The organism is Curtobacterium sp. UNCCL20 (assembly GCF_900101675.1).
GTDB lineage: Bacteria > Actinomycetota > Actinomycetes > Actinomycetales > Microbacteriaceae > Curtobacterium.
The window spans coordinates 133,484-147,996 of sequence record NZ_FNKG01000004.1 but is presented as its reverse complement, the minus strand read 5'-3'; the positions used below and the strand labels follow the sequence as shown (position 1 = coordinate 147,996).

General features: G+C 70.5%; 9 protein-coding genes. 6 read left to right on the top strand and 3 right to left on the bottom strand.

Features of this window, described 5'->3' with window-relative positions:
- Positions 1–27: 27 nt before the first annotated feature.
- From BLT36_RS16345 to BLT36_RS16325, 4 genes are all read left to right on the top strand, one after another.
- Complete coding sequence (locus tag BLT36_RS16345) at positions 28–3,021, top strand: bifunctional [glutamine synthetase] adenylyltransferase/[glutamine synthetase]-adenylyl-L-tyrosine phosphorylase (protein WP_092096776.1); 2,994 nt, start codon at positions 28–30, stop codon at positions 3,019–3,021.
- Positions 3,022–3,525: 504 nt separating this feature from the next.
- On the top strand, positions 3,526–5,154 hold the full coding sequence (locus BLT36_RS16340) for a glycosyltransferase family 2 protein (protein ID WP_092096775.1): 1,629 nt from the start codon (positions 3,526–3,528) through the stop codon (positions 5,152–5,154).
- The gene (locus BLT36_RS18845; RefSeq protein WP_175529695.1) at positions 5,147–6,724 is read left to right on the top strand and encodes a glycoside hydrolase family 26 protein; all 1,578 of its coding nucleotides are present in this window, start codon (positions 5,147–5,149) and stop codon (positions 6,722–6,724) included. Before BLT36_RS16340 ends, BLT36_RS18845 begins: the two co-directional genes overlap by 8 nt.
- Positions 6,721–8,151 carry a UDP-glucose dehydrogenase family protein gene (locus tag BLT36_RS16325; RefSeq protein WP_092096771.1) on the top strand — a complete coding sequence of 477 codons (1,431 nt, stop codon included), beginning with the start codon at positions 6,721–6,723 and terminating at the stop codon, positions 8,149–8,151. The genes BLT36_RS18845 and BLT36_RS16325 overlap by 4 nt, the downstream gene beginning before the upstream one ends.
- A 383-nt stretch (positions 8,152–8,534) precedes the next feature.
- On the opposite strand, the gene glnA is transcribed toward BLT36_RS16325, so the two are convergent.
- On the bottom strand, positions 8,535–9,959 hold the full coding sequence (gene glnA / locus BLT36_RS16320) for a type I glutamate--ammonia ligase (RefSeq protein ID WP_071291904.1): 1,425 nt from the start codon (positions 9,957–9,959) through the stop codon (positions 8,535–8,537).
- 178 nt (positions 9,960–10,137) lie between these two features.
- On the opposite strand from glnA, the gene BLT36_RS16315 reads away from it, so the two are divergent.
- Positions 10,138–10,593: an RDD family protein gene (locus tag BLT36_RS16315; RefSeq protein WP_092096769.1), complete on the top strand. Its 456-nt coding sequence runs from the start codon at positions 10,138–10,140 to the stop codon at positions 10,591–10,593.
- A gap of 511 nt (positions 10,594–11,104) precedes the next feature.
- Here BLT36_RS16315 and BLT36_RS16310 read toward each other — a convergent pair.
- Positions 11,105–11,833, bottom strand: coding sequence for a DUF4191 family protein (locus tag BLT36_RS16310; protein ID WP_092096768.1), 729 nt, complete (start codon positions 11,831–11,833; stop codon positions 11,105–11,107).
- A gap of 127 nt (positions 11,834–11,960) precedes the next feature.
- On the opposite strand from BLT36_RS16310, the gene BLT36_RS16305 reads away from it, so the two are divergent.
- Entirely contained in the window at positions 11,961–12,821 is an 861-nt protein-coding gene (locus BLT36_RS16305) for a hypothetical protein (protein ID WP_139166498.1), read from the top strand.
- Between the two features lie 159 nt (positions 12,822–12,980).
- Here the strand turns inward: BLT36_RS16305 and sucB are convergent, their stop codons facing one another.
- Complete coding sequence (gene sucB / locus BLT36_RS16300) at positions 12,981–14,498, bottom strand: 2-oxoglutarate dehydrogenase, E2 component, dihydrolipoamide succinyltransferase (protein WP_092096764.1); 1,518 nt, start codon at positions 14,496–14,498, stop codon at positions 12,981–12,983.
- Positions 14,499–14,513: the final 15 nt, after the last annotated feature.

Genomic DNA, 14,513 nt, shown 5'->3' with positions numbered 1-14,513 from the left:
GCAGCGACCCCCGAGCACCGCACCCGCATGACGAGCAGGACGACGACGTCGCGTTCCGAGCTGGCCCGGTTGGGCTTCGCGGAGCTGTCGGAGAGCCTGCAGCGGATCGCCGACCTGGAGGCACGGTTCGGCCCCGACCTCCGGGTCCCGGTCAGCGACGTGCCGGGGTTGTGGGAGTCCACGGCCGATCCGGACGGCGCACTCCGCGCGCTCGAGCGGCTGCTCGAGCGAGCGCCGGACGAACTCCGTCCGGTGCTCGCCGACGAGGCGGCGACCGAGCGCCTGGTGCGGCTGCTCGGGGCGTCGGTCGGCCTCGGTGAGTTCCTGCACCGTCGGCCGGCCGAGATCGCGCTGCTGCTCGGACCCGTGACCGAGCCGTGGTCGCAGGAGCGGTACACCGAGTCACTGCTCACGGCGATCGACGGCGCGGTGGGTGAGGACGCCCGGCTCCGGCTCCGGGTCCGCTACCGGCGCCACCTCGCGCAGATCGCCCTGTTCGACGTGCTGGGCGTCTCGCCGACCGACGCGTTCCCCGCCGTGGCCGCGGGCCTCGCCGACCTGGCGGGTGCCGCGCTCGAGGCGGCGGTGTCGATCGCCCGTCGCGAGGTCCCGTTCCCCGAGGCCGACGTCGCCGCGACGCCGCTCGCGGTCATCGCGATGGGCAAGGCCGGCGCGCGCGAGCTCAACTACGTCAGCGACGTCGACGTCATCTTCGTCACCGAACCCACGCTCGTCGACGGACCCGAAACCGACCCGGACGCACCGGCGACCGGCGTCGGCACCGACCGCGCCGTCCTCATCGCCACCCGCCTGGCGATCGCGGCCACGCACGCCATCACCGACCTCGCGGCCGAGCCGGCGCTGTGGGAGGTCGACGCGAACCTCCGTCCCGAGGGCAAGGACGGCGCCCTCGTCCGCACGCTCGACTCGCACGTGGCGTACTACGAGCGCTGGGCGAAGCAGTGGGAGTTCCAGGCGCTGCTCAAGGCGCGCCCGATCGCCGGGTCGATGGACCTCGGGGAGCGCTACGCCGACGCGGTGGCCGGGTTCGTGTGGAACTCCGCCACCCGCCCGGGCTTCGTCGAGTCGGTCCAGCGGATGCGGGAGCGGGTCACCGAGAACATCCCGGACGGCGAGGTGGACCGGCAGCTGAAGCTCGGACCGGGTGGCCTGCGGGACGTCGAGTTCACGGTGCAGCTGCTCCAGCTCGTGCACGGCCGCGATGACGAGTCCGTCCGTGTGCGGTCGACCCTCGAGGCGATGGACGCCCTCACCGCGGCGGGGTACGTGGGTCGGCCGGAGACCGCCCGCTTCGGGCCCGACTACGCGCTGCTGCGGGTGCTCGAGCACCGCATCCAGCTCCGGCGGCTGCAGCGCACACACCTGATGCCGTCGGACGAGGAAGAGCTGCGGATCCTCGCGCGGTCGAGTGGACTCGCGCGGTCGGCGTCCGCACTCGAGACGCGCTGGCGTGCCGTGAAGCTCGAGGTCCGCGGGCTGCACGAGCGACTGTTCTACCGGCCGCTGCTGTCCGCGGTGGCGGCGAGCGACGGGGACATCGTCCTCACGAACGACCAGGCCGTCGACCGGCTCGAGGCGATCGGCTTCGTCGACCCGGCGGGAGCCCTCAGCCACATCCGGGCGCTGACCCAGGGCACCAGCCGGCGTGCGGCGATCCAGCGGAACCTGCTGCCCGTCCTCTTGCGCTGGATGGCCGAGGGACCGGCTCCCGACCGAGCGCTGCTGGCCTTCCGCCGGCTCAGTGACACCCTGGGGGAGTCGAGCTGGTTCCTCCGCATGCTCCGCGACTCGTCCGGCGCAGCGCACTCGCTCACCACGGTGCTGTCCGAGTCGGCGTTCCTGTCCGGGCTGCTCGAACGCTTCCCCGAGGCCGTCGCCTGGCTCGACGAACCCGAGACGCTGCTGCGCCCCCGCCCGATCGAGTCGCTGCTCGCCGAGGTCACCGCCGTCACGGCACGCCACGGGGACGACGTCGCGGGAGCAGCCGCCCTCGTCCGGTCCGCCCGGCGCCGTGAGACGCTCCGGCTCGGCATGGCGGCGGTCCTCGGGCACCTCGACGTCGACGCCCTCGGCCCGGCCCTGAGCGACGTCACCGAGGCGACGCTCGCGGGAGCCGTGGCCCTCGCGCGCCGCGACGCCCCGGCCGGCCTCGAGTTCGGGGTCATCGCGATGGGGCGGTACGGCGGCCGCGAGCTCGGTTTCGGCTCCGACGCCGACGTCCTCTACGTCTACCGGGCTCCGGCGGACCTGCCGTCCGAGCAGGCGTCCCGGGCGGCGCAGACGATCGTCCGTGAGCTCTCCCGGCTCACCGACGATGCGATCCACCCGTTCGACCTCGACATCGACCTCCGGCCGGAGGGCAAGAACGGCCCCGTGGTCCGCACCCTCGACTCGTACGACGCCTACTACGCCCGCTGGTCGCTGACGTGGGAGGCCCAGGCGCTCCTCCGTGCCCGTGGCGCCGTGGGGGACGCGCAGCTCCTCCGTGACTTCGAGCACCTCGCCGACCGCACCCGGTACCCGGAGCACATCGACGACCTGCAGGTCCGCGAGGTCCGCCGCATCAAGGCCCGCGTCGAGTCGGAGCGGCTCCCACGCGGAGCCGACCCGGCCCGCCACCTCAAGCTCGGTCGCGGGTCCCTCAGTGACGTCGAGTGGTTCGTCCAGCTCCTGCAGCTCCAGCACGCGCTGACGATCCCCGGGCTCCGGACGACGTCCACGCTCGAGGCGCTCGACGCCGCGGTGGCGGCCGGGCTCGTCGGTGCCGAGGACGCGGAGCGCCTGGGAGCCGCCTGGCGGTTCGCCTCACGGACGCGAAGCGCCCTGGTGCTGTGGTCCGGCAAGACGACGGACGTGCTGCCGGTCGACCGTGTCCAGCTCGAGGGGATCGCCCGGCTGATGGAGTACCCGCCCGGGTCGGCGTCCCGGCTCGAGGACGACTACCTCGGCGTCACGCGCCGTGCGCGCCAGGTGTTCGAGCGCGAGTTCTACGGCGCCTGACGACCGGCGACACGCCCGGACCGACGTGTTTCGCAGTGAGTTGACACGTCCTCGGAAGTGAATTCCCCGTAACCTGCGGCGTCCCCCGTTCCCGGTCACCCTGTACCCCTTGCTCGAATCGACGATCACTCGTTACCGAGCTGTGACCAACTGTGCTCGCGGTGGATGACGCGGCGTGGCAGCCGCGCCCCGCCGCACCCGGGAACACCGCTGTGACCGGGGCTTTCACGGACACGTGATCCGTGCCTCCAGGCCCTCGAACGGCGGTGCCCACCCGCGTTGGCCGACGGATGCTGTCCGCAGGAGTGCTGTCAGCAGCAGTGCGGACAAGTCGGTGCCCGCGAGAGGGGGACCAGTCTGTACCCCGTAACCTCCCCGAAACGCCCCCGGACGGGGGCCGCGTTGCGGGTGCCATCACGTTTCTGCATCAATGGGGTCACCCGAACCGACCCCCGATTTCCCGATGGCGCGGAATCTCCACCCCGAACGTTGAAGCAGGGATCGATGTTCACCTTCATTCTGCAGATCCGGCAGATGGTCGACGGGCACCCCGAGTTCTACCTCTTCGCCGTGTACTCCGCGGTGATCTGGCTGCTCTGGTTGCTCAAGGTCGTGCTGTCCGCCCGGTACCGCCCCTTCACCGGCACGTACACCGGGACGACGAGTGTCGTCGTCCCCGTGGTGGACGAGCCACTCGACCTCTTCCGTGACGTGATCGGCCGCATGGTCGAGCAGGGTCCCGGCGAGATCATCGTCGTCATCAACGGCGCCCGCAACGAGGCCCTCGAAGCGGTCTGCGACGAGTTCGCCCCCCTCGTCCGCTGGACCCACACGCCCATCCCGGGCAAGCGCAACGCCGTCAAGGTCGGCACCGAGATGTCCAACGGGGACATCACCGTGCTCGTCGACTCGGACACGGTGTGGACGCCCGGCGCGCTCGAGGAACTCCTCAAGCCCTTCGCCGACGCCTCCGTCGGCGGTGTCACCACCCGGCAGCGCATCCTCGAGCCGGAGCGCAGCTGGATCACCCGCTGGGCGGACTGGCTGGAGAACTCGCGGGCGCTCTACTCGATGCCCGCGCAGAGCGTGCTCGGGCAGATCGGCTGCCTGCCGGGCCGCACGATCGCCTTCCGCCGCGACATCCTGATGCGCGTCATGGACCGCTTCATGCACGAGAAGTTCATGAACGTGTTCCTCGAGGTGTCCGACGACCGGACGCTCACGAACCTCACGCTCAAGGAGGGGTACCGGACCGTCTACCAGTACACGTCGCTGGTCTACACGGACGCCCCGCTCCAGGTGAAGAAGCTCTTCAAGCAGCAGCTCCGCTGGGCCCGCGGCTCGCAGTACAACACGCTGCGGATGCTCCCGTGGATGCTCGGTCACGCGCCGATCCTCGCGCTGTTCTTCCTGACCGACATCATCCTGCCGTTCATGCTGTTCGGCGTGATCGCCGGCTGGATCTACCGCGGCCTCACCGGGCAGGGCGAGAACCTGTACCAGGGGATCCTCCAGCAGTACGGCTTCTCCACCGGCTTCGTCTACGTCGCCGCGCTGATGGTCGTCTCGTCGGTGCTCAGCATGGCGATCCGCCAGATGCGGCACCTCGCCGAGAAGCCGAGCGACTTCTTCCGCCTGCCGATGTTCATCATCGTGTCGACGTTCTTCCTGATGCCGATCCGGCTCCTCGGCTTCTTCCGCCTGGCGCACGCGTCCGGCTGGGGGACCCGTGCCGGGGCGTACGCCGGCGGACCGATGGAGGAGGACCCCGGCGCCGTCCAGCCGTCGCCCGTGGGTACCCAGACCCCGGTGAGCCCGATCGACGCGGCGCCGACGGCGGGGTACGCCGCGGCGTCGACCGGTCAGCCCACGCCGAACGGAGCGGCCGCCGACCAGCAGGCCGTCGACCGCGCGTTCGACGAGCTCTTCGGCCCGGACACCGCCACCGGCTCCACCGCGACGGTGCTCGCCACCCGCCGGTCGACCGCCCACGCGTCAGCTGCCGCGCAGCCCGCCGCACGACCGGCCGCGGCACCCGCCCCCGCCCGCGTCCGTCGGTACAACCCGTACGCCGCGATCCCGTACGTCATCGGCATCGCGATCTTCGTCCTGGAGGCCTTCCTCATTGTCTGACCTCATCCGCTCCTCAGGTGCCTGGTGGGCCCAGTCCAGCAAGCACGCCCGGCTCACCGCAGTCGGCGCCACCGCGATCGTCATCATCCTCGGCCTGATCACCTGGAACGTCTGGGTCTCCCCGTCCGGCACGGTCTCCACCGCGGTCCACCAGGCGCTCGGCGTCACCCCACCCAAGAAGAAGATCTCCGCCGCCGAGCTGCAGTCGAAGCTCACCGCCGCTCAGAAGGAGATCTGGGCGCTCGAGGGCAAGCTCGACTCGACGTCGGCGCAGGCCGGTTCGCGGGCCGACCAGATCAGTCAGCTCAAGGGGCAGATCGCGTCGCTCCAGTCCGAGCTCGGTGCGGCGACGAGCGGGTCTGGAGGCACGGCCTCCTCCGGCGGCTCGGGTTCCGGCGCGAAGGCGGCCGGCTCCACCTCGTCCGGTGGCGGCTCGGGCTCGGGGAACGGCTCGGGCTCGGGTTCCGGCAACGGTTCGGGCTCCGGCAACGGTTCGGGCTCCGGCAACGGCAGTGGCTCCGGCGCGCCGGCGACGAACCCGAACTCGGGCCCGTCGAAGGACCCGGACGGCACCGACCCGATCAGCACGCCGACGAAGGCCCAGATCCTCGCCCAGCAGTCCCGCTGGTACGGCCTCTACACGGCGCAGTCGCCCTTCAACTGGTCCGAGTACGACCAGGTCTCCCAGGAGGTCGGCAAGGCCACGAACATGGTCGGCTTCTTCCAGGGCTTCGACCAGGACTTCAACGCGAACGCCGTCCAGCGCTCCTGGGCCAACGGCCGCCTCCCGATGATGACCTGGGAGTCGCTGCCCGCGAAGACCGGCAACGACCAGCCGTACATCGAGGGCTACACGAACCAGGACATCATCTCCGGCAAGTTCGACGCCTACCTGACGAAGTACGCCCAGGCCCTCACGAGCAACGGGATGCCGCTCGTCATCCGCCTCGACCACGAGATGAACGGCCAGTGGTACAACTGGTCCGAATCCTCGAAGCAGCAGAACGCCGCCGGCTCGTACAAGGCGATGTGGCAGCACGTCTGGCAGGTCTTCCAGGACAACGGCGCGAACCAGTACGCCATCTGGGACTGGTCACCGTCGCGCATCGACAAGCTCGGCAACACGAAGTACCAGACGCTCGAGTACATGCAGAACTACTACCCGGGCGCGCAGTACGTCGACTGGGTCGGCATGAGCGGCTACTACCGTGACGCCACCGAGCAGCCGACCTTCGAGAACACCTTCGGCGCGACGCTCGCCCAGATCCGGCAGGTCGCACCGGGCAAGGGGATCGTCCTCAACGAGATCGGTGCCACCGAGACCGGGGGCAGCGTCTCGAACAGCCAGAAGTCCCAGTGGATCGACTCGCTGTTCGACGCCCTGGCGGACCCCGCGAACAAGGACATCATCGGCTTCGCCTACTTCAGCGAGACCGCGACCACGATCGTGGACGGCACCCGCACCACCAACGACTGGCGCCTCGACTCCCGATCGGACAGCCTCCAGGCCTTCGCCGACGGCATCAAGCGCACCGACATCGACTACGACCTGCAGGAGGTCAAGCAATGACCGCTCAGAAGAAGACCGGCGCCGACTCCACCGACGTCCGTCCCGCTCCCGTCATCAGCGTCATCGGCACCGGCTACCTCGGTGCCACCCACGCGGCCGCCATGGCAGAGATGGGCTTCGAGACCATCGGCGTGGACGTCGACCCGGCGAAGCTCGCCGCGCTGTCCGCCGGCGAGGTCCCCTTCTACGAGCCCGGCCTGCCGGAGCTCATCACGAAGCACGTCGCCAGCGGCAAGCTCCGGTTCACGGCGGACATCGCCGAGGCGGTCGCCGCAGCGGACGTCCACTTCGTCTGCGTCGGCACCCCGCAGCGCGCCGGGTCGCACGCCGCGAACCTCTCCTACGTCGAGAGCGCCACCCGCGGTGTCGCCGAGAACCTCACCCACCCGGGCCTCATCGTCGGCAAGTCGACCGTCCCGGTCGGCACCGCGTCGAGGCTCCGCGGCATCATCCGCGAGTTCGCCCCGGCCGGCATCGACGCGGAGCTGATCTGGAACCCCGAGTTCCTCCGCGAGGGCAAGGCCGTCGACGACACCCTGCACCCGGACCGCCTCGTGTGGGGCGGCGCGTCCCCGGCCGCCGACGCGGTGATCCGCGAGGTCTACGCCGCACCCATCGCCGAGGGCACCCCGGTCATCACGACCGACCTCGCCACCGCCGAACTCGTCAAGGTCAGCGCGAACGCGTTCCTCGCCACGAAGATCTCGTTCATCAACGCGATCTCCGAGATGTGCGCGATCACCGGTGCCGACGTGTCGACGCTGGCGGACGCCCTCGGGCACGACGCCCGCATCGGCCGGAAGTTCCTGAACGCCGGCCTCGGCTTCGGCGGCGGCTGCCTGCCGAAGGACATCCGTGCGCTCATGCACCGCGCCAACGAACTCGGCGCCGGCCGTGTCGTCGGACTCATGCAGCAGGTCGACGAGATCAACATGGGGCAGCGCGAACGCGTCATCGACATGACGATCGACGCGCTCGACGGCTCCGTGCTGAACCGCCGCGTCGCCGTCGTCGGGGCCGCGTTCAAGCCCCTCACCGACGACGTCCGCGACTCGCCGGCCCTCAACGTCGCCGCTGCGCTGCACCTCCGGGGCGCCCAGGTCACCCTGTGGGACCCGGAGGCGATGGAGACCGCCCGCCGCTCCTTCCCGACGCTCACCTACGCGACGTCGATGGAGGACGCGATCGAGGACGCCGACGTCGTCCTCGTCCTCACCGAGTGGGACGAGATCGTCGAGGCCGACCCCGCCGCACTCGCGGGGATCGTCGGCCGCCGCGTGGTCATCGACGCGCGCAACTGCCTCCCGGTCCAGGACTGGGTCAAGTCGGGTTGGACCGTCCGTTCCCTGGGACGGCCCACTCCGGTCACGGGTGCACCCGTGAGCGTCGCCGCGGGGACGAACGACGCGGTGGCCACCGCGCGCTAGTCGCCGTTCGCGAAGCGGGGTCCGTGCCGGGGGCGGCGCGGGCCCCGCTTTCGTGTGCTTGCTTGGTACCGCGGGTGCGATGGGAAGGAACGTGCGTCGCGACCGCCTGGAGGCGCGGTGTCCACCCGGCGGGCCGGCACCGCGCCTCCAGGCAGTCACGTCCACCGCAGCTGCCGCAGCCCGCCCCGCCGGGGCCGGCCAGCCGTCCCCGCGAGACTCGCCCCGGCTGCGTCGAGACTCGGCGTCAGCGACCGTTCTCGTGCTGAACCGCGCGAGTACTGTCGCCCAGCCCGAGTCTCGGGCAGCGGCAAGTCGCCCTGGCCACGCGGAAGGGCCCCGCACCGGTGAACCGGTGCGGGGCCCTTCATGGTGCCGAGTGCGACTCAGACGCCGAAGTACAGCTCGTACTCGAACGGGTGCGGGCGCTGGGCCAGCGGGAGGATCTCGTTCTCGCGCTTGTAGTCGATCCAGGTCTGGATGAGGTCCTCGGTGAAGACGTTGCCCTTCGTGAGGAACTCGTGGTCCGCCTCGAGCGCGTCGAGGGCCTCGTCGAGCGAGCCGGGGACCTGGGGGATGCCCTTGGCCTCCTCCGGGGGGAGCTCGTAGAGGTCCTTGTCGACCGGCTCGTGCGGCTCGATGCGGTTCTGGATGCCGTCGAGGCCCGCCATCAGCTGCGCGGCGAAGGCGAGGTACGGGTTGCCCGAGGCGTCCGGCGCGCGGAACTCGATGCGCTTGGCCTTCGGGTTCGTGCCCGTGATCGGGATGCGGATCGCAGCCGAGCGGTTGCCGGCCGAGTAGACCAGGTTGACCGGAGCCTCGAAGCCCTTCACCAGACGGTGGTACGAGTTGATCGACGGGTTGGTGAAGGCGAGCAGCGCCGAGGCGTGCTTGAGGATGCCGCCGATGTACCAGCGCGCGAGGTCCGAGAGACCGCCGTAGCCGTTCTCGTCGTAGAAGAGCGGCTTGCCGTCCGACCAGAGCGACTGGTGCGTGTGCATGCCCGAGCCGTTGTCGCCGAAGAGCGGCTTCGGCATGAACGTGGCGACCTTGCCCCACTGGTCAGCCGTGTTCTTGACGATGTACTTGAACTTCAGGATGTCGTCCGCGGCGTGGACCATCGTGTCGAACTTGTAGTTGATCTCCTGCTGGCCGCCGGTGCCCACCTCGTGGTGCGAGCGCTCGAGCTCGAAGCCCGCCTCGATCAGCTTGAGGGTGATGTCGTCGCGGAGGTCAGCGGTCTTGTCGACCGGGGACACCGGGAAGTAGCCGCCCTTGTACGGGGTCTTGTTGGCGAGGTTGCCCCCCTCTTCCTCGCGGCCGGTGTTCCAGGCGCCCTCCTCGGAGTCGACCGAGTAGAACGACTGGTTCTGTGTGACCGAGTAGCGGACGTCGTCGAAGATGTAGAACTCGGCCTCGGGGGCGAAGAACGCGGTGTCCGCGATGCCCGTCGACGCGAGGTACTTTTCCGCCTTCTTGGCGACCTGGCGCGGGTCACGGCCGTAGATCTCGCCGTTCCGCGGGTTGTAGATGTCGAAGATCATGATCAGCGTGCGCTCGGCGCGGAACTGGTCGATGTACGCGGTGGTCACGTCAGGGATGAGCTGCATGTCGGACTCGTGGATCGACGCGAAGCCGCGGATCGAGGAGCCGTCGAAGAGCTGACCGACCGAGAAGAAGTCCTCGTCGACCGTGGATGCCGGGATGTTGAAGTGCTGCTGCACACCGGGCAGGTCGGTGAATCGGATGTCGAGGAACTTGACGTCCGTGTCCTTGATGAAGGCCAGGACCTCGGAGGAATCGCTGAACATGTGTGTCGATCTCCTGGGGGTTGGGGATGTGGAGGTGCACGGGTGCACCCTCCGACGAGGCTATTGACACCGAGTTTCCCGGACGTGACTGCTTTGTTTCGTGCGTGTTACGTCGCGGTGGGTCGGGCCGCGTCGGTGGGGTCGGTCCCGATCGGTCGGGTCGCCTACGCTTGAGGGCATGGCCCGCAGCACCACTCCGTCCTCCGCGTCGTCCGCCCACCCGGACGGCTGGCCCGGTAAGGACCTCGGTCTGCCCGAAGAGGGCCCACGGAGTGTCGGACGGATCGGTCGCCGGGTCGTCGCGCTCCTCATCGACGGAGCGTTGGCCGACCTCGTCGCCTACGTCACCGGCGTGTGGTCGCCGGTGAACGGGTCCGGCGACATCGCCCACTCGTGGATCCAGATCGCCATCTTCGCCGCGCTGCAGATCCTGTTCATCTGCCTGCTGTCGGGGTCGTTCGGGCACATCTGCGTCGGTCTCCGGGTCGTTCCGATGCGCGGCGGGTACGTCGGCATCTGGCGGCCCGTCGTCCGGACGCTGCTGCTCTGCCTGGTGGTGCCGGCGCTCATCATCGACCGCGACAGCCGCGGGGCGCACGACCGGATCGCCGGGACGGTGCTCGTCCGGCGCTGACGCCGGGCGAGGCGCGGCGGGCGCTCGGGCTGGGCTCTGTCCCGCTCGGGTCGGGCCGGGCGTTGGGCTGGGCTGACCCCGAACGACGAATCCGATGTCGTACGACGTCGACGGTGTCGTTGCCGCGCGTGTGCAACGAGTGCAGGCGCGCGGTTGCGACGAATCCGATGTTGTACGACGTCGACGGTGTCGCTGCCGCGCGTGCGCAACGGATGGACCGACGAATCGCGTCCGCAGGCCCGCACCCGCCCGACCAGCCGACCGGCACCGTGCCGCCGTCGCCACCCCGTGCGGGGTTGCCGGCCCCGTGCGACGCCAGAACCCCACACCGGGCGACCGAACCCGCACCGAGTGACGACGCCCGCACCGGGCGACCGAACCCGCACCGGGTGACGACGCCCGCACCGTGCGAGCCGCCGCCCCATCACGGATCCGGCACCGAAGCCGTGCCGCCGCAACGCAGAACGCCCCCGACCTGGCACGGTCGAGGGCGTTCGGCGATGAGGGAGGCTCAGCGCGGCCGACCGGCACGCGCCCGCATCGGGTCCATGCCCTTCGGGATCGAGGCTGCCGGGCTCTGCGTCAGCGAGTCGAGACGGTTCGCGACCGCCAGCACCTCGTTGCGGTTGAGGGCCTTCTTGAACTTGTTCATGGCGCGGGGGAGCTTGTGCAGCGTCACCGCGTCCTTCCCGTCGCTTTCCTTGCCGGTGCCCACGTGGACGACGTGCACGGGAACGTTCGGCACGATGCGCTGCACCTTGCGACGTTCCTCGTCGACCTGACGGGTGAGGTTGCCGCGCTGGCCCTCGGTGATGAGGACGACCCCCGGCGTACCGACCGCACGGTAGACGGCTGCCTGCGAGCGACCGTGCACGGCGACCGGCATCTCGCTCGAGCGCCACTGGCGACGGAGCGAGTTCGACAGCACGGCACCGACGGCACCGGGCTGCCCCTCGATCTGCGAGTACGCGGCGCGCTCGGCGAGGCGCCCGAGGACGATGAGGAACAGCAGCACACCGAGCAGCACACCGGCGACGATCCAGAGGATCACCGCGAGCCAGTTCTGTCCTGGCAGCAGCAGTGCGAGGAGGACGCCGAGGACCACGGGGACCACGAACGCGAGCGCGAACCACCAGACGGAACTCGGGTCCGCCCGACGGGTCATCGTGAAGACCTGGTACATCTGCTTGAGACGACCCGGCTCCTTCGCCGTCGTACCTTGAGGAGTGCTGCGTGCCATGCACCCAGGATACGGCTTTCGCCGCCAGCTCAGGACCGCAGAGTTCCAGGCTGTGGGCGAACACGGTTCTCCACAGTTCCGTGCACCAGTCGGGAGGCGCGACGCACCGCACGCGATCCTGTTCCGCATGCAGATGGTCACGGATCGGATCCGCTGGTGCGCGTCCGACGACGAGCGGTCGCTCCTCGCATGGGCGGCCGACCGCGCGACCGCGCCCGGCCGCCACCTCGCGCCGATCGGCGCTGTCGGACGGCTGTCGGACGGACGTCTCGCCGTGGACGTCATCCGCCCGGCGGGCACTTCCCTGAGCGCGGCGCTCGACACACTCGGCACGCCGACGACCGGTGTCGCGGTGACCCTGACCGTGCCACTGCTCGAACTCGCTGCGGCGGGGCGCTCGGGCGCCGTGGCGATCGGCACGGCCGGGCTCGACGACGTGCTCGTGGACGACGCCGGTGCCGTCCTGCTCTGCGACCGACCTCCCGGAGCCGTCATCCTGGCGCCGAGCACGCCGAGCACGCCGAGCACGCCGAGCACGCCGGCCGCCGTACCGCGTTCGGGCAACGCACTAGGCGGGCACCCGGACGGACACCGTCGCTCCGACCAGGACGGCTCCCGGATCCTGCTCCTCGCGGCGCGCATGGTGTGGGAGCGGACGGACGAACGGGATCCGGTCCGCCCATCCGTCGACGTGGCGCTGGCAGACGCTCTCGACGGTGACGTCGACATCGTCCGAACCGCACTCGCCGTCGTCCGAGCTGCCGCCGCGCCGCGCCCGATCCGGTGGGAGCCGCAGCCGCACGACCTGCTCCTGGGCCTCCCCGCGGTCACGCCGACCCCGGACCGGACGGTCACGAGCATCCTCCGTGACGTCGTCGAGCACGGCGTGCCGCTCGGGTCCGGCCGCCGCCTGCCGCTCCGCCGAGCGCTCGTCGGGGGAGTCGTGGCGGCAGGACTCACCGCCGCAGCCGTCTTCGCCCTGTCGTAGGAAGCCGAACGGGCCGGAGCAGCACGAACGGGCCGGAGCAGCACGCACGGCCGGAGCAGCACGCACGGCCGGAGCAGCACGCCCGGCCGGAGCAGCACCAACGCGGAACGGCCCCGGTCCACAGGGGACCAGGGCCGTTCCGTCAGGCAGGTGCTGCGATCAGTACCCGAGGTTCGGGCCGAAGTTGCCCTCCTCGAGGCGGTTCTTCACCGCGACGAGGTACCGCGACGCGTCGGCACCGTCGATGATCCGGTGGTCGTACGACAGCGCGAGGTAGACGAACGAACGGATCGCGATCGCCTCCTGGCCGTCGACCTTCACGACCGCGGGACGCTTCGTGACGATGCCCGTCCCGAGGATCGCCGACTGCGGCAGGAACACCACGGGGGTGTCGAACAGCGCGCCACGCGAACCGGTGTTGGTGAGCGTGAACGTGCCACCTGCGAGCTCGTCCGGCTTCAGCTGGTTGTTGCGGGTGCGCTCGGCGAGGTCGGCGATCGACTGCGAGAACTGCGTCAGGTTGAGCGACGCAGCGTCCTTGATCACCGGGGTGAGCAGGCCGCGCTCGGTGTCCACCGCGATGGAGACGTTCTCGGTCTCCGGGTAGACGATCTCCTCGCCCTCCACCGTCGAGTTGATTTTCGGGTGTGCCTTCAGCGCCTCGGACGCCGCCAGCGCGAAGAAGGGCATGAAGGAGAGCTTCGAGCCGGTCTTCTCGAGGAACTCCGCCTTGTGCGCATCGCGGAACTGCGCGACCTTCGTCACGTCGACCTCGACGACGCTGGTGAGCTGCGCGGTCGAGGTCATCGACTGCACGGCGCGCTCGGCGACGACCTTGCGGAGGCGGGTCATCTTCTCGCGGGTGCCACGCAGCGGCGAGACCTCGGCGACGAAGGGACCGGACGGAGCTGCAGCGGACGTACCACCGGCGGCCGGGGCCTTGGCGGCGGCCTCAGCAGCCGCGAGGACGTCCTCCTTGCGGATGCGTCCGCCGACACCGGAGCCGGTGACGGTCGACAGGTCGACGCCCTGCTCGTTCGCGAGCTTGCGCACGAGCGGTGTGACGTAGCCGGAGGCCGAGGCGTCCTGCGTCGGGTTGGGCACGGAGGCGCTCGGGGTCGAACCACCGGAGGCGGCCGGCGCCGGAGCAGCGGCCGGTGCGGGCGCCGCGGCCGGAGCCGGGACGGCGGCCGGGGGAGCAGCGGCGGGCGGCGGGACCGGAGCAGCCTGGGGGACCGGGGCCGGGGCGGGCGGTGCCGCCGGGGCCTGGGGCGCGGCGGGCTGCGTCTGACCGGCGGGGGCCGGCTCGGGCTCGGTCGGCTCCGGAGCGGGGGTCTCGGACTCCTGCTCGGTGCTCGGCGCGGCCTCGGGCTCCTCGGCGTCGGCCGCGGCCTCGTTCGAGGACTCGTCGGAGCCGCCGTCGGACGAACCCGAACCCGAACCGTCGCCGATCTTCACCAGCGCGGTCCCGACCTCGACGGTCTCGTCCTCCTGCACGAGGATCTCCTCCACGACGCCGGCGATCGGCGACGGGATCTCGGTGTCGACCTTGTCGGTCGAGACCTCGAGCAGCGGCTCGTCGACCTCGACCCGGTCACCGACGTTCTTCAGCCATCGGGTCACCGTGCCCTCGGTGACGCTCTCGCCGAGCGCCGGGAGGTTGACGGATTCGCTCATCGGGTGGACTCCTCT